The sequence below is a fragment of the Nocardioides sp. genome, from assembly GCF_025964975.1.
GTDB lineage: Bacteria > Actinomycetota > Actinomycetes > Propionibacteriales > Nocardioidaceae > Nocardioides.
Genome location: NZ_JAOPXV010000190.1, coordinates 13,833 through 29,131, shown reverse-complemented (window position 1 = coordinate 29,131; position 15,299 = coordinate 13,833). Strand labels below are relative to the sequence as shown.

Below are 15,299 nucleotides of genomic sequence, written 5' to 3'. Positions count from 1 at the left end.
CGACGTAGCCGAAGCCGATGCCCATGACGAAGCACGGCAGGGCCAGCTGCCACAGCGCGCTGTCGGCGTTCACCGGGAGCAGCAGTGCCGCTCCCGCGGTGACGAACAGCGCACCCATCAACACCGTCCTGCGGAAGCCGATGCTGAGGTAGAAGCGGCCGCTCGTCGTCGCCGCGATCGGCCAGCCGATCGTCATCGCCGCCAACGCCAGGCCCGCGACGAGCGCTCCGTGGCCCAGCACGGATTGGGCGTAGAGGGGGACGTAGGACGTCAGACCGAGCATCAGCACCCCGACGACGACGGCACTCGAGTTCGCCGCGTTCAGCACGCGACGACGGAAGATCCACAGCGGGAGCACGGGCTCGGGCGTGCGCGCCTCCACGGCGACGAAGGCCGCGAGCAGGACGGCTGCAGCGACGAAGATCCCGACGCCCATCGGCGAACCCCACGCCCACCGCACGCCGCCCTCGAGCAGGCCGAGCAGCAGCAGGGACCCACCGACGGCGAGCAGCACCGCGCCGGCGTAGTCGATTGCGTGCTCGCGCGGCTCGACGTTCTCGTCGAACCTGCGCCGCATTACGTAGGCAGCGGCGATCCCCAGCGGCAGGTTGATGAAGAAGATCCAGCGCCACGAGAGGTAGTCGGCGAAGACGCCGCCGAGTGTCGGCCCGACGACGGAGGAGACCGCCCACACGCTGGCGATGTAGCCCTGCACCTTGGCGCGCTCCGCGAGGGAGTAGATGTCGCCGACGATCGTCATGGCCATCGGTTGTACGGCGCCTGCCCCGAGCCCTTGCACGAGCCGGAAGAAGATCAGCGCCGGCATGCTCCAGGCGATGCCGCACAACAGGGAGCCGACGACGAACAGCCCGATGCCCAGGAGCATCACGGGCTTGCGGCCGTAGAGGTCGGCGACCTTGCCGTAGATCGGGACGGAAACGGCCTGGGCCAGCAGGTAGATCGAGAACAGCCACGGGAAGGAGGTGAATCCGCCGAGGTCGTCGACCACCGCCGGCACTGCCGTGGCAAGGATCGTGGCGTCGATCGCCACCAGCCCGATGCTGAGCATGATTGCCAGCAGGAGCGGACCACGCTCACTGCGCAGACCCACGCTGGCTCGGGTGATCTCGGGCGCGCTCACGGAGGTCCCAACCGAGGTGGAGCGAGTCCTGTTCCCTGGGTGACAGGATGCTGGGGTGCGCGCAGTGGTGGTCGAGGCGGTCCGTGGGCGTGCTGAGGTGCGTGAGGTCCCCGACCCGACGGCGCCCTCCGGCGGCGTGGTGGTCCGCGTGATGGCCACCGGGGTGTGCCGCAGCGACTGGCACGCGTGGGCCGGGCACGACGAGATCACGTTCCCGCACGTGCCGGGTCATGAGCTGGCCGGCGTGGTGGTCGAGGCAGGCGACGGTGTCGGCCGGTGGACGGTCGGTGACCGGGTCACGGTCCCGTTCGTCTGCGGGTGCGGTCGGTGCGAGTGGTGCCAGGCCGGGAACGCGCAGGTGTGCCCCGACCAGCAGCAGCCGGGCTTCACGCACTGGGGATCCTTTGCGGAGTACGTCGCCCTGCACGCTGCCGACACCAACCTGGTGGCCATCCCCGAGTCGGTCGACTTCGCAACGGCCGCCAGCCTGGGGTGCCGGTTCGCGACGGCGTACCGCGCGCTCGTCGGACGCGCCCGACTCCTCCAGGGCGAGTGGGTGATCGTGGTGGGCGCCGGCGGTGTGGGACTCAGCACGGTGATGATCGCCCGAGCTCTGGGAGGTCGGGTGGTCGCGGTGGACCGGAACCCCGAGGCGCTGGCCGTCGCCGCCGACCTCGGCGCGGAGCACCTGCTGCTCGCCGACGGCTCGGACATCCCGGCCAGGGTGGCCGGCCTCACCGGTGGCGGCAGCCACGTCGCGGTGGACGCCGTGGGCAGCGAGGAGACGTGCGCCGACGCGATCCGCAGCCTTCGTCGGCGCGGTCGGCACGTGCAGGTGGGCCTCCTGCCAGCGATCGCGGGTCATCCACGAGTGCCGATGGAGCGGGTCATCGGCTGGGAGCTCGACGTGCTCGGCAGCCACGGGATGGCAGCGGCCGACTACCCCGACATGCTGGCACTCATCGAGCAGGGCCTGCTCCAGCCGCAGCGACTCGTCGAGCGCACGATCGGTCTCCAGGAGGCGGCGGCGCTCCTGCCCGGGTTCGACCGGGCCACCCCGGCAGGGATGACCATGGTGGACCCCGCTCGCTGACTGATCGGTGTGGCTTGGCCCACATGGGTGAGGTCAGCCGTCACCATCCGTGGGGTCCTTCGTTGGACTTGCAAGACGGGAGGGGACCTCGTGCCGGACACGCATCTGACCAGCAAGACCGACAGCCTGCGCAACGCAGCGAGCAGGCTGCGGTCCCGCGCGGCCTTCATCGCCGTCGCTGCCCTCCTCGCCGCGGCCCTCACGTCGTGCGCCTCGGACAAGGACAACGCCTCCCGCGGCGCCGCCCCGGTCGACCTGACCTCGCTGGTCGCGTCCACGACCGAGACGAAGCTGCCTCGGGCTCCCAAGGACACCGACCCGCTGGCGGCCACTGACGGTGAGGTCGTCCACCCGCGCCGCACGCTGCCGGTGTACGCCGCACCCGACCGACGTCCCTTCGCCAAGGTCGCGCCGAAGCAGATGATGAACGACACGTGGCTCCCGGTCCTCGACCAGCGCGGAGCCTGGACCCAGGTGCTGCTTCCGTCGCGTCCGAACGGGTCGACCGGGTGGCTGAGGACCGCGCAGCTCGATCGGCGGCGGTCGCCGTACCTCATCAAGGTGCACGTGGGCTCCCGCCAGCTCGAGCTCCTCCGCGACGGGGCGGAAGTCGGTTCGTGGAGCGTGGCGGTGGGAGCCCCGGAGACCCCGACCCCGGTGGGACGTACGTTCCTGCTCGCCTCGATCGTCGACGCGGGTCAGAGCTACTCCCCGCTGATCCTGCCGTTGGGCTCGCACAGCGACACGTTGGACTCCTACGGCGGCGGACCAGGGACCGTCGCCCTGCACGGCTGGCCGGACGCCTCGGTGTTCGGCAGCGCGGTCAGCCACGGGTGCGTGCGCGTGCCGGCTGACGCCCTCGAACAGCTCCGCCAGGTGCCGCTCGGCACCCTCGTCATCGTCGATCAGCAATAACCTCGGAGGAAGACATGAGAATCCCCAACAAGGCCGGCATCGCCGGCATCGCGCTGGCAACAGCCTCGCTCATGATCGTGACGGCCCCGACCGCCAGTGGTGAGCACCAGTCGGGCTCCTCGGCGTACGGCGCCTCCGTGGGTGGGTCTCCGGGCCAGCCGGCGGTCGAGTCCGACGGCTCCCAGGAGCAGAAGGGCGGCGGTCAGGTGCCCGCCCAGCTCGGACCGTTGGCTGCCGGGGGCGTGCTGGACCTGAGCGCCGGCAACGACCATGCCTCGGCGAAGATCACCAACCTCACGCTCGGCCAGGCCGCGGCCCAACTGCCGCAAGAGCTCAAGGACGGGATCGCGAAGCTGAGTCAGGCGTGCACCGTCGTGGAGCAGGGCGCCCCCGCCGACCAGGCGCTCGCTCCGCTCAACGACGCCCTCAACCAGGTGCCGGGCGTCGGTACGGTCCTCGACGTCCCGACGATCGAAGCCGCCACCGTGTTCTGCAACGGCCTGCTGGACGCGGACATCGTGTCACTTGCCAAGGTCGGGACCCTGCTGACCGAGTGCAACGACCAGTCGGGCACTGTCACCTTGACCGACGTCGAGGTGCTCGGGGCTCCACAGCCGGCGCTCGTCGGCCAGGTCGCCCCGGAGACCCAGCTCCTGCCGGAGCAGCTCGCGGCCGTCGCCAAGATCACCCTGAACCACCAGATCCGGGACGGCGAGAACTTCACTGTCCAGGGCTTGAGGATCGAGGTGGGGGGCAAGGAGGTGGCCGTGCTCGCATCGGCGACCTGCGGTGCGGCGGTGCAGCACGCGGTCGAGGTGAAGAGCGAATCAGTCAAGAAGAAGCCGAAGTCCAAGCCGGCGCCCGTGCCGACCCCGGCGCAGGTCTCTGCCCCGGTGACCGGCTGACGCACTGTCCCCGGCGCACGAGACGACCGGACCGGGGATGATCCCTCAGTTGCGAGCCTTGTTCTTCCGTACGACGATCTGCAAGGTCTGCTTCACCGCTCCGGCCGGGCTGCTTGCGATGAGTCATCGACCAGGCGGCCGGGCACGATCTCGATCAGCGGTGTGCCGGACGCCAGCGACGCCGGGTCCTGGGCGCTCACCGTCACTGCGTCGAACGACGCCGGTATGGCGGTCCAGCACCTGGTGGTCTCGGTGACTGCGGTCACCCCGGTGACCCCGGCCACCACCCTGCCCGAGTTCCTCACGGCGAGCGCCGCGCACGCGACGAGGGGCGAGGTGTTCGTGTTCCGGGCCTCCGCCGCGGGCCGGCCTGGTCCACGTCTCTTCGCGGGCAGCGTGCCGGAATGGCTGAAGGTGACGCGCCTCTCCAGGGGTCGGCTCAAGCTGCACGGAACGCCGAAGAGGGTCGGCACCTATTCGGTGGTCCTACCGGTCCCGCGCCGTGATCGTCACCGGGCCTGGTTTGCCGATCATGAGCGGTGAGGCCGGACCAGCGACGGCGAGGTGGTCGGCGGTCTGGGGCGCCACGACGAACGGCGGCAACGCACCCTGGAGGGAGCGGTCGGACAAGGTGATGTGCCCGGCGTCGGTGCTGCCGTAGGCCGTGAAGGCAAGGGTGGCCGAGCCGTTGACGGACGAGCCGAGTGTCACGGTGTGTGCGCAGCCGTCGGAGGCCTTGGTGCCGCAGCCGGTCGGGGCGCCTTCGAGGTCCTCCACGATTCCGGGCGTGCCTGCGTACGACGTGGCGACGTGACTGAACGAGTCGTGGGCCGTCACCGTGACGGTTGCCGGCGTCCCGGCGACCACGTTGCCCGGGCCGGAGAAGGTGAAGGACGTCGCCGTACCGTGCACGACCTCCAGCGACGCCGTGGCAGACAGGTCACCGTTGCTCGCCCTGATCGTGTCCGTGCCCAGCGCTGTCGTCGAGGTGATGGTGGCGGTGTAGGTGCCGTCGCGGTGGTCCGTGACCGGACCCACGTCCGTGTGCCCTCCGGTCGCGCCGATGGTCACGGTCTCGTGGTCCACGCCACCGTCGGCGCCGTCGGCGAAGGTCGCTGTCGCAGTCACGGTGCTGGTGCCGTCACCCACCACCGTCGGGGAGGACAGTGCGAGCGCGACCTTCGAGGGACCCTGCACCACGGTTGCTGTCGCCGACAGGGTGCCGGTGCTGAACGTCACGGTGAGGTCCGATCGTGTCGTGCCAGCAGTGATCGTGGTGGTGTAGGTGCCGTCCCCGTTGCCGACGACGGGTGAGGCTGTCGCGCCGTTGTCGACGGCTGCCGACACCTGGCCGCTCTTCAACGGGTTGCCCTCGACGTCGAGCAACGCTGCCGTGACGGCGACGGTGCTGGTGCCGTCAGCACGGAGCCGCCCGGCGGGCGACGTCGCGGAGAGGGTGGCGGGCTGCAGGAAGGAGATCGCGATCTTGCCGGCTCCGGTGCTGGCGCCGTTCTGGGTGGAGGTCCCGCTCGCAGCGAGCGGACCACCCGTGAGGACGAAGTTGGATCCGCCACCACCGCCGGAGAAGCGACTGGACGCGCCACCGAGGTAGCCGCCACCGCCACCCGGACGTGCGTCGTTGTAGGTCGAACCGTCACCCTGACCGGGTGTGGGGTTGCACGGTCCGGATCCGCCGTCCCTGCCGTTGGAGAAGCGGCCGGAACCGCCGCCGCCGGCTGCGACAAGGACCCGGCTTCCGAGGTCGTTGCTCAGGCGGAGGTCCGAGGCGCCGCCGCCGCCCTCGATGCTGAAGGTGGCCCCGAAGACGCAGTCGAGGTCCGCACACCCGGATCCGCCGCCGTTGCTCGTGCTGAAGGACGTGTTCCGGACCTCGCCGTTCCCGCCAGCGCCGCCGACCATCACCACCAGGCCGCGTCCCGCGGAGACGGCCACCGTGCCGACGGCCTGCCCCCCGCGACCTCCGAGGGTGAAGCCCCCGTTGCCGCCCGCAGCGCCGCGGTCGAGCCGGGAGGGCAACGCTGCTTCGAGCTGGGCAGACCCCTGACTTGTCTACTGGCACCAGACATCACGGGCCTGCAGCCCTACGGTGTCGAGGGTGTCGGTCCGGGCTGGCTCGCAAGTCCCCTTGCCGCCTTTGGGCCGGCTCATCAAGAGCGTGCGTACCCGGCCGACACCCGCCGCGGCGTGGCTCAGCAGAGGCGTGATCGATCCAGAAGTCAGGTTGCCCACCGCGGTCCCTCCACCACCCAGCGAGGAAAGGCATCCACTGTGATCACCATCGGCATCGACCCACACAAGAGCTCGCTGACCGCGGTAGCGGTCCGCCCCGACGGCCAAACCCATCCATCGATTCGACTCGTCGTGGACAAGAGCACCCCGGCTGCGATCCTTGCTTGGGCTGCACAGTGGCCCGAGCGCCAGTGGGCAGTCGAAGGAGCCACCGGACTGGGCCGCAGCATCGCCCAGCAGCTCGTCACCGCCGGCGAGCTCGTGCTCGATGTGCCGGCGAAGCTCGCGGCGCGAGCACGGCTGCTGGGCTCGAGCAGTGCCCGCAAGACCGACGTCGCCGACGCCATTTCAGTCGCGACGGTTGCGTTGCACAATCGGCGCCTCAACCGCGTACAGCTCGAGGACCACCACACGATCATGCGACTGCTTACCGAGCGCCGCGACGACCTGGTTGCCGAGCACACCCGGTGGATCAACCGCCTGCACGTCCTGCTCCGCGACCTCCACCCCGGTGGCGCCGACGTGCGCCTCAGCTCTACTGAGGCGTCGGCACTGCTGAACAAGATCCGTCCCGTGACCGCGGTTGACTACCAGCGCAAGCAGATCGCCCGCGACGTCGTGCGCGACCTCAAACGTCATGAGGGCTCGATCAAAGAACTCGAGAAGCAGCTGCGAGCAGCGGTCACCGCAAGCGGAACGACCCTCACCGAGATTCAGGGCATCGGGTTCTTGACCGTCGCGAAGATCCTCGCGCTGACTGGAGACATCCGGCGCTTTCCGAACCAGGAGCACTACGCCAGTTACGCCGGCACCGCGCCCATCGACGTGTCCAGCGGCGACCAAGAGACCCACCGCCTATCAAGGCGAGGCAACCGCCAACTCAACGCCGCCCTCCACGTCGCTGCCCTCACCCAGGCACGCGACCCCGGCCCCGGGCGTGATCACTACCGTCGCAAGATCACCGAGCACAAGACCGTCAAAGAAGCCCGCCGTAGCCTGAAACGACGCATCACCAACGCCATCTACCGCCGCGTACTGGCCGACCACGAACGGCACCAACTCCAAGCGGCTTGACACACAGAGGCGCTCTTGAGCCTCTCCTGGCCCTTGCGACCCCCTGGTCACACAGGCCACATGAGAGCCACACGACCGGCGTGGGCGGCGGATGAGTGCGTCCGTCTAGGGCGAACTAGCTCGTTCAACGCTCGTCGCTCAACACGACTAGGCGTCTGCGCTGGGCGGTTCCTGCGTCCCGGCGTCGCCAGCCACGCACTGGCCGAGGGTGATCGCCTGGTACTTCGCGAACTCCGGAGAGCTCCTGGCCGCCTCGGGGTAGAGCTTCGCGTCGAGCTCGGCGTAGTAGCGGACTGCCTCGATGAGCTCGCTCACCGGCACCGGTCCGTCGTCCTGTTCCTCGGCGGGTGGGAGCGCCGCCTGGAAGTGCTCGACAGTCTCGCCGTACTCCGCGGCGTTGAAGGCGTCGATGCCGGCGCGTCCGCGAATCCTGTGGGACCCAGCCGGACCCCGTCGCCGGCGCAACCACCCGTGAGCGCCAGGACAACGACGGTCAGAGTCGCCACCCACCCGCACGACGCTACTGCCGGGTGCATGACGGCAGTAGGGCGTCTGGCCCAGCCCTACAGCGCCGCGACGAGCTCCGTGGCCTGCAGGATCGCGCGCTTCGCGTCCAGCTCCGCGGCGACGTCGGCCCCACCGATGAGGTGCCCGCCGACGGCGTCGTAGAGGTCGCGCACCGACTCCTGTCCGGCGCAGATCACCACGTGGTCGCACTCGATCAGGCGCTGCTCGCCGTCCACGGTGAGGTGGAGGCCGGCGTCATCGATCCGGTCGTACGCCGCACCACTGATCTGCGTCACTCCCGACTGCTTCAGTACGGCCCGGTGCGCCCACCCGGACGTCTTGCCGAGACCGATGCCGATCGGCGTGGTCTTGCGCTGCACCAGGGTCACCTCGCGGACAGTCGAGCGCGGCTTCCGCTCGGTCAGGCCGCCCGGGTGCAGCGCCGGGTCGCCGACGCCCCAGTGGGCGTACCAGTCCTCGTCGGTGTCGTTCGGGTCATGGGTGAGGAAGTGGCTCACGTCGACGCCGATGCCACCTGCTCCGACGACCGCGACGCGGCGACCGACCGTGACCTTGCCGCTCAGCACGTCGGCGTACGACACGGACTTGGCGTGGTCGATGCCCTCGATCGCCGGCATCCGGGGGACGACCCCGGTGGCGATGATCGTGTGGTCGAAGGCGGCGAGGTGCTCGGGCGTCGCGTGGGTGGACAGCTGGACGTCGACGTCGAGCACCTCCAGGCGGCGCGTGTAGTAGCGCAGGGTCTCGGCGAAGTCCTCCTTGCCGGGGATCTGCATCGCCAGGCGGAACTGTCCGCCCAGCGTCGGCGTCTGCTCGAACAAGGTGACGGCGAAGCCGCGCTCGGCGGCGTTGACTGCAGCCGCCAGACCGGCCGGTCCGGCGCCGACCACGGCGACGGCCTTCCGCGTGCGGGTCGGCAGCAGGATGAGCTCGGTCTCGCGCCCGGCACGCGGGTTGACCAGGCAGGACGCCTTCTTGTTGACGAACACATGGTCGAGGCACGCCTGGTTGCAGGCGATGCAGGTGTTGATCTCGTCGGCGCGCCCAGCGCGGGCCTTGGCGACGAACGCGGCGTCGGCCAGGAGCGGCCGTGCCATCGAGATCAGGTCGGCCCCACCGGAGGCCAGGATGTCCTCGCCCATCTCCGGGGAGCTGATCCGGTTGGACGCGCACACGGGCACGGAGGTGACGCCCTTGAGGCGCGCCGTCGCCGAGCGCCAGGCGCCGCGCGGGACCTGGGTGATGATCGTGGGGACCCGGGCCTCGTGCCACCCGACGCCGGTGTTGAACACCGTCACCCCGGCCTGCTCCAGCTCGCCGGCGAGCTCGACGACCTCGTCCCAGGTCTGGCCGCCCTCCACGAGGTCGAGCAGGGAGATGCGGTAGATGATCGGGAAGCCGTCCCCGACCAGCTCGCGCGACCTGCGCACGATCTCGACGGGGAGCCGCATCCGCTTCGCGGCGGTCCCGCCCCATGCGTCGCTGCGGTCGTTGGTGCGGGCGGCGAGGAACTGGTTGATGAGGTAGCCCTCGGAGCCCATGATCTCGACCGCGTCGTAGCCCGCCTTCTTCGCCAGCTCCACCGACTTCGCGAAGTCGGTCGCAGTCCGGTCGACGCCGCGCGTGGACAGGGCGCTGGGCTTGAAGGGAGTGATCGGCGACTTCTTCGCCGAGGCGCTGACGCTGAGCGGGTGGTAGCCGTACCTACCCGCGTGCAGGATCTGCATCGCGATCGCGCCGCCCTCGTCGTGCACGGCAGCGGTGACCCGCTCGTGGCGCATCGCCTGGAGCCGGGTGGTCATCTCCGCGGCGAGGGGCTTGAGCCAGCCTCGCTTGTTGGGCGCGTAGCCGCCGGTGATGATCAGGCCGACCTCGCCGCGGGCACGCTCGGCGAAGTAGGCCGCCAGCTTGTCCATGTCCCACGGCTTGTCCTCGAGCCCGGTGTGCATCGAGCCCATCACCACGCGGTTGCGCAGGGTGAGGTCGCCGATGGTCAGCGGGGAGAGGAGGTGCGGGTAGGTCGTCATGTCAGTCCTTCTCGGTGGAGCCGTGGGCGGTCAGGTATTCGTCGAGCCAGCCGATCCAGTACTCCTCCAGGCGGATGCCACCGCGCAGGACGAGCCACTGGTCGAGCACGGCGCCGGTCAGGTCGGCCGGCTCCGGGTAGTCGCGCTGCTCGAGGTCGAGGTAGTGCGCGAGGCGGGTCTGGTGGTCCGCATGGGTCTCGCGCACGCGTCGGAGCAGGGTCGCGCGGTCGCCGTACGACGCACCGCGCAGCTTGACCGCGAGGTCACTGCGGAAGGACTCCATCGGGAGCGGCTCGGCCAACCAGTCGCTGAGGGCCTTCGCGCCCGCGGCCGACACGGTGTGGACACGGCGGTCGGGCTTGCCGGTCTGCGGGACGGTCTCGACGTCGACCCAGCCGTCGGCCTCCATCCGACCGAGGACGCGGTAGATCTGCTGGTGCGTGGCGTGCCAGAAGAAGCCGATGGACTTCTCGAAGCGCCGTGCCAGCTCGAGCCCTGACGCGGGCTGCTCTCGCAGTGCGACGAGAAGCGCGTGCTCGAGGGCCATGCCGGGATGGTGTCACCCTATGCAACGAGTTGCAATGAGTCGCGCCTCACAGCACGCTTGCGCCGGGGATCTCCTCGAACACCAGCTGGGTCTCGGTGTGCCGGACGACCGGGTGCACGTTGATGTGCTCGAGCACGAGGTCGCGCAGCTGCTGGGTCGAGGAGACGGCGACATGGATGAGGTAGTCGTCCTCGCCACCGACGTGCAGGATCCTGAGCGCCCCGGGCACCGTGGCGAGGATCTTGTGGAAGCTCGCCACGTGGTCGCGGTTGTGGCTGCCGAGCCGCACGTTGACGACGGCCTGGATCGGGTAGCCGAGCGCGGCCAGGTCGAGGTCGGCGTGGATGCCGCGCACGACGTCTCGTTCGCGCGGGGAACGCACCCTCGCCAGGGAGGTCGACTCGGCCACGCCGACCCGGGCGGCGAGAGCGGCGTTGGTGAGCCGGCCGTGCGGTTCGTCCGGTGTACGGCGGCACCGACCACCTGCTCGCCTCGGAGACCCTCGGGGTCGAGACCACCTTCTGTGCCGCCGATGAGGTGGCAGGCGCCGTACGACCCGACACGTGCCTCGTCGTCCTGGAGACCCCGGCCAACCCCACCTTCGAGCTGGTCGACATCCGCGCCGTCACGACGGCCGCCGGCGATGTGCCCGTGCTGGTCGACAACACCTGTGCGACACCGGTGCTGCAGAACCCAGCCGCGTTGGGTGCGGCGCTGGTCCTGCACAGTGCGACGAAGTATCTCGGCGGTCACGGCGACGCCATGGGCGGCATCGTCGCGTGCGACGAGCGCTGGGCGCAGGCGCTGCGCCGGGTGCGCGCCGTCACCGGTGGACTGCTGCACCCGATGGGTGCCTACCTCCTCCACCGCGGCCTGGCTCACCGCCCAGCCGAGGGTCGGCGAGGTCTACTTCCCCGGTCTTCCCGAGTGCGACCCCCAGCAGATCATCGGACGCCAGATGCGCGGTCCTGGCGCGATGGTCGCCTTCGCGATGGAGGGCGGGTACGCCGCAGCAGCTCGCTTCACCGGGTCCGTCACGCTCTTCACGCACGCCGTGTCGCTCGGCGGCGTCGACTCCCTCGTGCAGCACCCGGCCGCGCTCACCCACCGGCCGGTGGCGAACGAGGCGAGGCCACACGAGGCCGTGCTGCGGCTCTCGATCGGCCTCGAGGACCCCGAGGACCTCTGCGCCGACCTCGCCCGGGCGTTCGCTGCTGCTCGCTGAAACCGCTAGTCGAGCTGCTCGATGATGAGCGTCGACGCGACGGGACGCGTGCCGCCGGCCAGTGGGGTGATCGTGAGGGCAGTGGAGTTGCCGGCCGGGTTGAGGATGGAGAGCACGGAGTTGACGCTGGAGGTCTGGACGAGCGCCTCACCGGCGATCAACGAAGTCCCCGTCGCGCGGCCCGCCACGGTGTAGTCGAGGTCCGCGCCGTTGAGCGTCACGACGAGCTGACCGGGTTCATTGACCGAGACCGAGAAGGCGACCCGGTAGACCCCGATGCCAGGCAGGGTGAACGAGCTGTCCGTCGTCCTCACGATGACCCCGCTGTCCGGTCCGTTCTGCGGGAAGGAGACCGCGGTGCCGGGAGCGACGGTCGCGGCGTTGTCAGGTGGCGAGAGGGCATAGAACTGGGCGTACTCCGAGACCGCGTCCGCGCCGGGCGGCCCGACCAAGCCGCTCGGCCCGGTCGGACCAGCCGGGCCGGTCGGACCCGGGGCTCCGACGGGCCCGGGCGCTCCGGTCGGACCCGCGGCCCCGTCCGCACCCGGTGCTCCCGGCGCACCCTTGGCGCCCTGGGCTCCGGTAAGCCCCACTGCGCCCGGCTGGCCGGTCGCACCCGCAGGTCCGGCGGCTCCTCGTCGCCCGACGAGGTTCCACGAGATCTCCCTCGAACCTTCGGGGCAGCCACGCGTCGCCGTTGTCTTCGTGAGGACCTTGGTCTTCTCATCGACGCACGCGCGGACCTGTGCACGACCGGCTGGATCCTGCTCACCGTGACCGGCGACCCCGTAGGCACCTCCAGCCGTCAGCAACATGAGTGCGCCGACGAGTGGTGCGTGCGTACGCAGGTATGGAAGAACCATCGACATGGGGACCCGTTCGCCTCGGCCGTCCAGAGCAGACTCCCTCGAGTCAACGGCACTGGCAACGTAGCAGCGGGGAGGGGCCGTCCGCGGTGCTTTGCGGCGTACGCGGTCAGGTCTGCGGGTGCACCCGCAGGACCAGGATCGCGATGTCGTCCGTCGGGTCGGGAAGCTGGTGCTGGAGCAGTGCGTCCGCGATGCGCTCGGGGTCCTCACCCGCCAACCCGGCCAAGGTGGACGTGAGCCAGTCGAGTCCCTGGTCGAGGTCGGAGCCCCGTCGCTCGATGAGTCCGTCGGTGTACAGGACCACCGTCGCGCCGGGCTGCAGCAGCGCGGCGTGGTTGTGGCGGTCGGTCTCGGCGTGCACTCCGAGGAGGAGGTCGTACCCGGACAGCAGGACCACGCGGCCGTCCGGTTCGAGGAGCACCGGGGGTGGATGGCCCGCGTTGGTCCATCGAAGGTGGTAGAGGTCGGCGCGTCCCGGCCCGCTCGCGTGCTCGACCCGCCCCAGGATCGCGGTGGCGAGACCCGCCACATCGAGCCCGATCACCGCCCGATCGAGCGCACTCATGACGGCAGCCGGAGGCTCGGCCATCGTGTAGGCGACACCTCTCAGCATGTTGCGCACCTGGGCCATGGCCGCGGCCGCGTCCCGGTCGTGGCCGGCCACGTCACCGATCGTGAGGGCGAGGGCCCCGTCGGGGAGCACGAACGAGTCGTGCCAGTCCCCGCCGATCTGAGCAGCGTCGGTGGCCGGCTCGTAGCGGACCGCCACCTGGAGGCGTTCCTGCTGGATCGGAGTCGTCAGCAGGCTGCGCTGCAGCGCCTCGGAGAAGTCATGCTCCTGCTCGTGCAGCAAGCGTTCTGCAGCGAGAGTGGTCAGCCGGTCGACCGCCTGTCCGACGGCCCCGGCGACCAGGCGCAGGAACGACCGGTATCCGTCGTTGAACTCCAACCTTCTGCTGCACCGCACCACCAGCATCGACTCGTCCGCGTTGTCCGCGTCCGGTCTCCGGAAGGGCAGCGGCAGGGGAAGCCACGCGGTGATGCCGTCGTCCCCTTCCTCGGTGACCAGGGGCAGACCCTGGAGCGGGTACGGCGGAGCCGCGGACAGCCAGTCGCCGGGACTCGTGGTGGCCCGAGCAACGCCCGGAAGATAGAGGTTCACGACCGGCAGGTCGTCCCGGTCGGCGGCGAGGACGGTGCACACTTGGTCGGCGAGCTCGGCGACGTCCTGCACCGTCGCGAGCCGGTCGCCGAGCTGGGCGAGGAGCTCGTGCCGGCGGGTGGCGATCACCTGTCCGGTGATCTCCACGGCGATGTCCAGCACCCCCTCGATCTGACCGTGGCCGCCGTGCACCGGCGAGTAGGAGAAGGTGAAGTAGCAGTCCTCGAGGAATCCCCTGCGCTCGAGCGGCACGAGCGTACCTGCCACCCAGGTGGGTCCTCCGCCGCTCATGACCTGGTCCGCCATGGGCCCGATGACGTGCCAGGCCTCCGGGAAGACATCTGGGGCGCGGCGCCCGAGGGCGGCGGGGTGCTTGTCCCCGATGAGGTCGGTGTAGGCCTCGTTGTAGACGAGCACGAGGTCCGGTCCCCAGAAGAGGGTGATGGGGAAGCGGGTGTGCAGCAACGTGTCGACGGCGGCCCGCAAGGACGGGCTCCACGTGTCGACGGCGCCGAGCGGACCCGCAGCCCAGTCCACCGCGTCGAACGCGGCCTGCAGCGACCCTGCTGCCGACCAGTCGGTGGTTGGACCATCACTCACGGGACGAACAGTATGCGCCTCGCGCGGTGCAGGGACCGAACTAGAACACCGACCAACCCGTGAGGGTGGTGAACCGGTCGAGGGCGGCGACGCCCGCGACCGAGTTACCCGAGGTGCCGAGCGCCGGACTCCAGACGCAGATCGTGCACCGACCCGGGATCACGGCCAGGATGCCGCCGCCCACTCCACTCTTCCCGGGGAGGCCGACGCGGTAGGCGAACTCGCCGGCGGCGTCGTACGTGCCGCAGGTCAGCATGATCGCGTTGACCCGCTTCGTCTCGCTGGCAGTGAGCAACCGGGTCCCGTCCGCGTGGACGCCGTTGCGCGACAGAAAGCTCGCACTCAGCGCGATCTCGCGACACGTCATCGACAGGGAGCACTGCCAGAAGTACTCGTCGAGCACCGTCTCGACGGGGCACTCGAGGTTGTCGTAGCTCGCCAGCAGGTGCGCCATCGCAGCGATGCGGTTGCCGTGGGTCCGCTCCGACCGGGCCACGGCCGGGTCACCGTCGATGTCGGGGTTGCCGCTGCCGTTCCGGATGAGCTCGCGCATTGCCGAGGTCGCGCTGCCCGTCTGCGCATGGAGCTGGTCGGTGACCACCAGGGCGCCGGCGTTGATGAACGGGTTGCGGGGCTTGCCCGCCTCTTGGTCCAGTTGGAGCAGCGAGTTGAAGGGGTTGCCCGAGGGTTCGCGGGAGACCCGCGTCCAGATGTGCTCGTTGTCCTCGGCCATCACCAGGGCCAGGCTGAACACCTTGGAGATGCTCTGGACGGAGAACGAGACGTCAGCGTCTCCGACCACGTGCACGCTGCCGTCGTTGATCGCGACCGCCATGCCGAACTGACCTGGATCGACTTCAGCGAGGCTCGGGATGTAGTCCGCCACCGATCCTTGGCCCAGCGACTCCGTCGCGACAGCGTGGACGTCCCTGAGCACCTCGTCCATCATGGCGTTCATTGTGG

At 70.1% G+C, this 15,299-nt stretch carries 14 protein-coding genes and 1 pseudogene; 5 read left to right on the top strand and 10 right to left on the bottom strand.

Going from position 1 to position 15,299, the window contains the following annotated elements; genetic code table 11:
• Positions 1-1,141 (bottom strand): MFS transporter (locus tag JWN68_RS14660; protein ID WP_297740188.1); only part of this gene is annotated, 1,141 nt, incomplete at its 3' end.
• A 55-nt stretch (positions 1,142-1,196) separates the two neighbouring features.
• Here JWN68_RS14660 and JWN68_RS14655 point away from each other — a divergent pair.
• The 3 genes from JWN68_RS14655 (at position 1,197) to JWN68_RS14645 (ending at position 4,054) form a co-directional block, all read left to right on the top strand.
• Entirely contained in the window at positions 1,197-2,234 is a 1,038-nt protein-coding gene (locus JWN68_RS14655; RefSeq protein WP_297740186.1) for a zinc-dependent alcohol dehydrogenase family protein, read from the top strand.
• A gap of 90 nt (positions 2,235-2,324) precedes the next feature.
• Entirely contained in the window at positions 2,325-3,149 is an 825-nt protein-coding gene (locus JWN68_RS14650; protein ID WP_297740184.1) for a L,D-transpeptidase, read from the top strand.
• A 14-nt stretch (positions 3,150-3,163) separates the two neighbouring features.
• A complete protein-coding gene (locus tag JWN68_RS14645) occupies positions 3,164-4,054 on the top strand; it encodes a hypothetical protein (RefSeq protein WP_297740182.1) in 891 nt (296 codons plus the stop codon).
• A 92-nt stretch (positions 4,055-4,146) separates the two neighbouring features.
• On the opposite strand, the gene JWN68_RS14640 is transcribed toward JWN68_RS14645, so the two are convergent.
• Together JWN68_RS14640 and JWN68_RS14635 are read right to left on the bottom strand one after the other, a co-directional pair.
• Positions 4,147-4,359, bottom strand: a complete 213-nt coding sequence (locus JWN68_RS14640) for a hypothetical protein (RefSeq protein ID WP_297740180.1) — start codon at positions 4,357-4,359, stop codon at positions 4,147-4,149.
• Positions 4,360-4,540: 181 nt separating this feature from the next.
• Positions 4,541-6,091 carry a glycine rich domain-containing protein gene (locus tag JWN68_RS14635; protein WP_297740178.1) on the bottom strand — a complete coding sequence of 517 codons (1,551 nt, stop codon included), beginning with the start codon at positions 6,089-6,091 and terminating at the stop codon, positions 4,541-4,543.
• A gap of 252 nt (positions 6,092-6,343) precedes the next feature.
• Between JWN68_RS14635 and JWN68_RS14630 the strand changes: the two genes are divergently transcribed.
• Positions 6,344-7,378: an IS110 family transposase gene (locus JWN68_RS14630; protein ID WP_297740176.1), complete on the top strand. Its 1,035-nt coding sequence runs from the start codon at positions 6,344-6,346 to the stop codon at positions 7,376-7,378.
• 147 nt (positions 7,379-7,525) lie between these two features.
• Here the strand turns inward: JWN68_RS14630 and JWN68_RS14625 are convergent, their stop codons facing one another.
• Genes JWN68_RS14625 through JWN68_RS14610 form a run of 4 tightly spaced genes read right to left on the bottom strand, consistent with a single transcriptional unit; the run spans position 7,526 to position 10,889 of the window.
• Positions 7,526-7,888, bottom strand: coding sequence for a hypothetical protein (locus JWN68_RS14625; RefSeq protein ID WP_297740174.1), 363 nt, complete (start codon positions 7,886-7,888; stop codon positions 7,526-7,528).
• 53 nt (positions 7,889-7,941) lie between these two features.
• Positions 7,942-9,933, bottom strand: a complete 1,992-nt coding sequence (locus JWN68_RS14620) for an NADPH-dependent 2,4-dienoyl-CoA reductase (protein ID WP_297740172.1) — start codon at positions 9,931-9,933, stop codon at positions 7,942-7,944.
• Position 9,934: 1 nt separating this feature from the next.
• Positions 9,935-10,480, bottom strand: coding sequence for a PadR family transcriptional regulator (locus JWN68_RS14615; protein WP_297740170.1), 546 nt, complete (start codon positions 10,478-10,480; stop codon positions 9,935-9,937).
• A gap of 46 nt (positions 10,481-10,526) precedes the next feature.
• Positions 10,527-10,889, bottom strand: coding sequence for an Lrp/AsnC family transcriptional regulator (locus JWN68_RS14610; RefSeq protein ID WP_297740168.1), 363 nt, complete (start codon positions 10,887-10,889; stop codon positions 10,527-10,529).
• 53 nt (positions 10,890-10,942) lie between these two features.
• On the opposite strand from JWN68_RS14610, the pseudogene JWN68_RS14605 reads away from it, so the two are divergent.
• Positions 10,943-11,705: pseudogene (locus tag JWN68_RS14605) on the top strand (PLP-dependent transferase).
• A gap of 5 nt (positions 11,706-11,710) precedes the next feature.
• Here the strand turns inward: JWN68_RS14605 and JWN68_RS14600 are convergent.
• The 3 genes from JWN68_RS14600 to JWN68_RS14590 all read right to left on the bottom strand — a co-directional run bounded on the left by JWN68_RS14600 (position 11,711) and on the right by JWN68_RS14590 (position 15,285).
• Positions 11,711-12,574 carry a hypothetical protein gene (locus tag JWN68_RS14600; RefSeq protein ID WP_297740166.1) on the bottom strand — a complete coding sequence of 288 codons (864 nt, stop codon included), beginning with the start codon at positions 12,572-12,574 and terminating at the stop codon, positions 11,711-11,713.
• 106 nt (positions 12,575-12,680) lie between these two features.
• On the bottom strand, positions 12,681-14,336 hold the full coding sequence (locus JWN68_RS14595; RefSeq protein ID WP_297740164.1) for a SpoIIE family protein phosphatase: 1,656 nt from the start codon (positions 14,334-14,336) through the stop codon (positions 12,681-12,683).
• Positions 14,337-14,376: 40 nt separating this feature from the next.
• On the bottom strand, positions 14,377-15,285 hold the full coding sequence (locus JWN68_RS14590; RefSeq protein WP_297740162.1) for a glutaminase: 909 nt from the start codon (positions 15,283-15,285) through the stop codon (positions 14,377-14,379).
• Between the last annotated feature and the right edge of the window lie 14 nt (positions 15,286-15,299).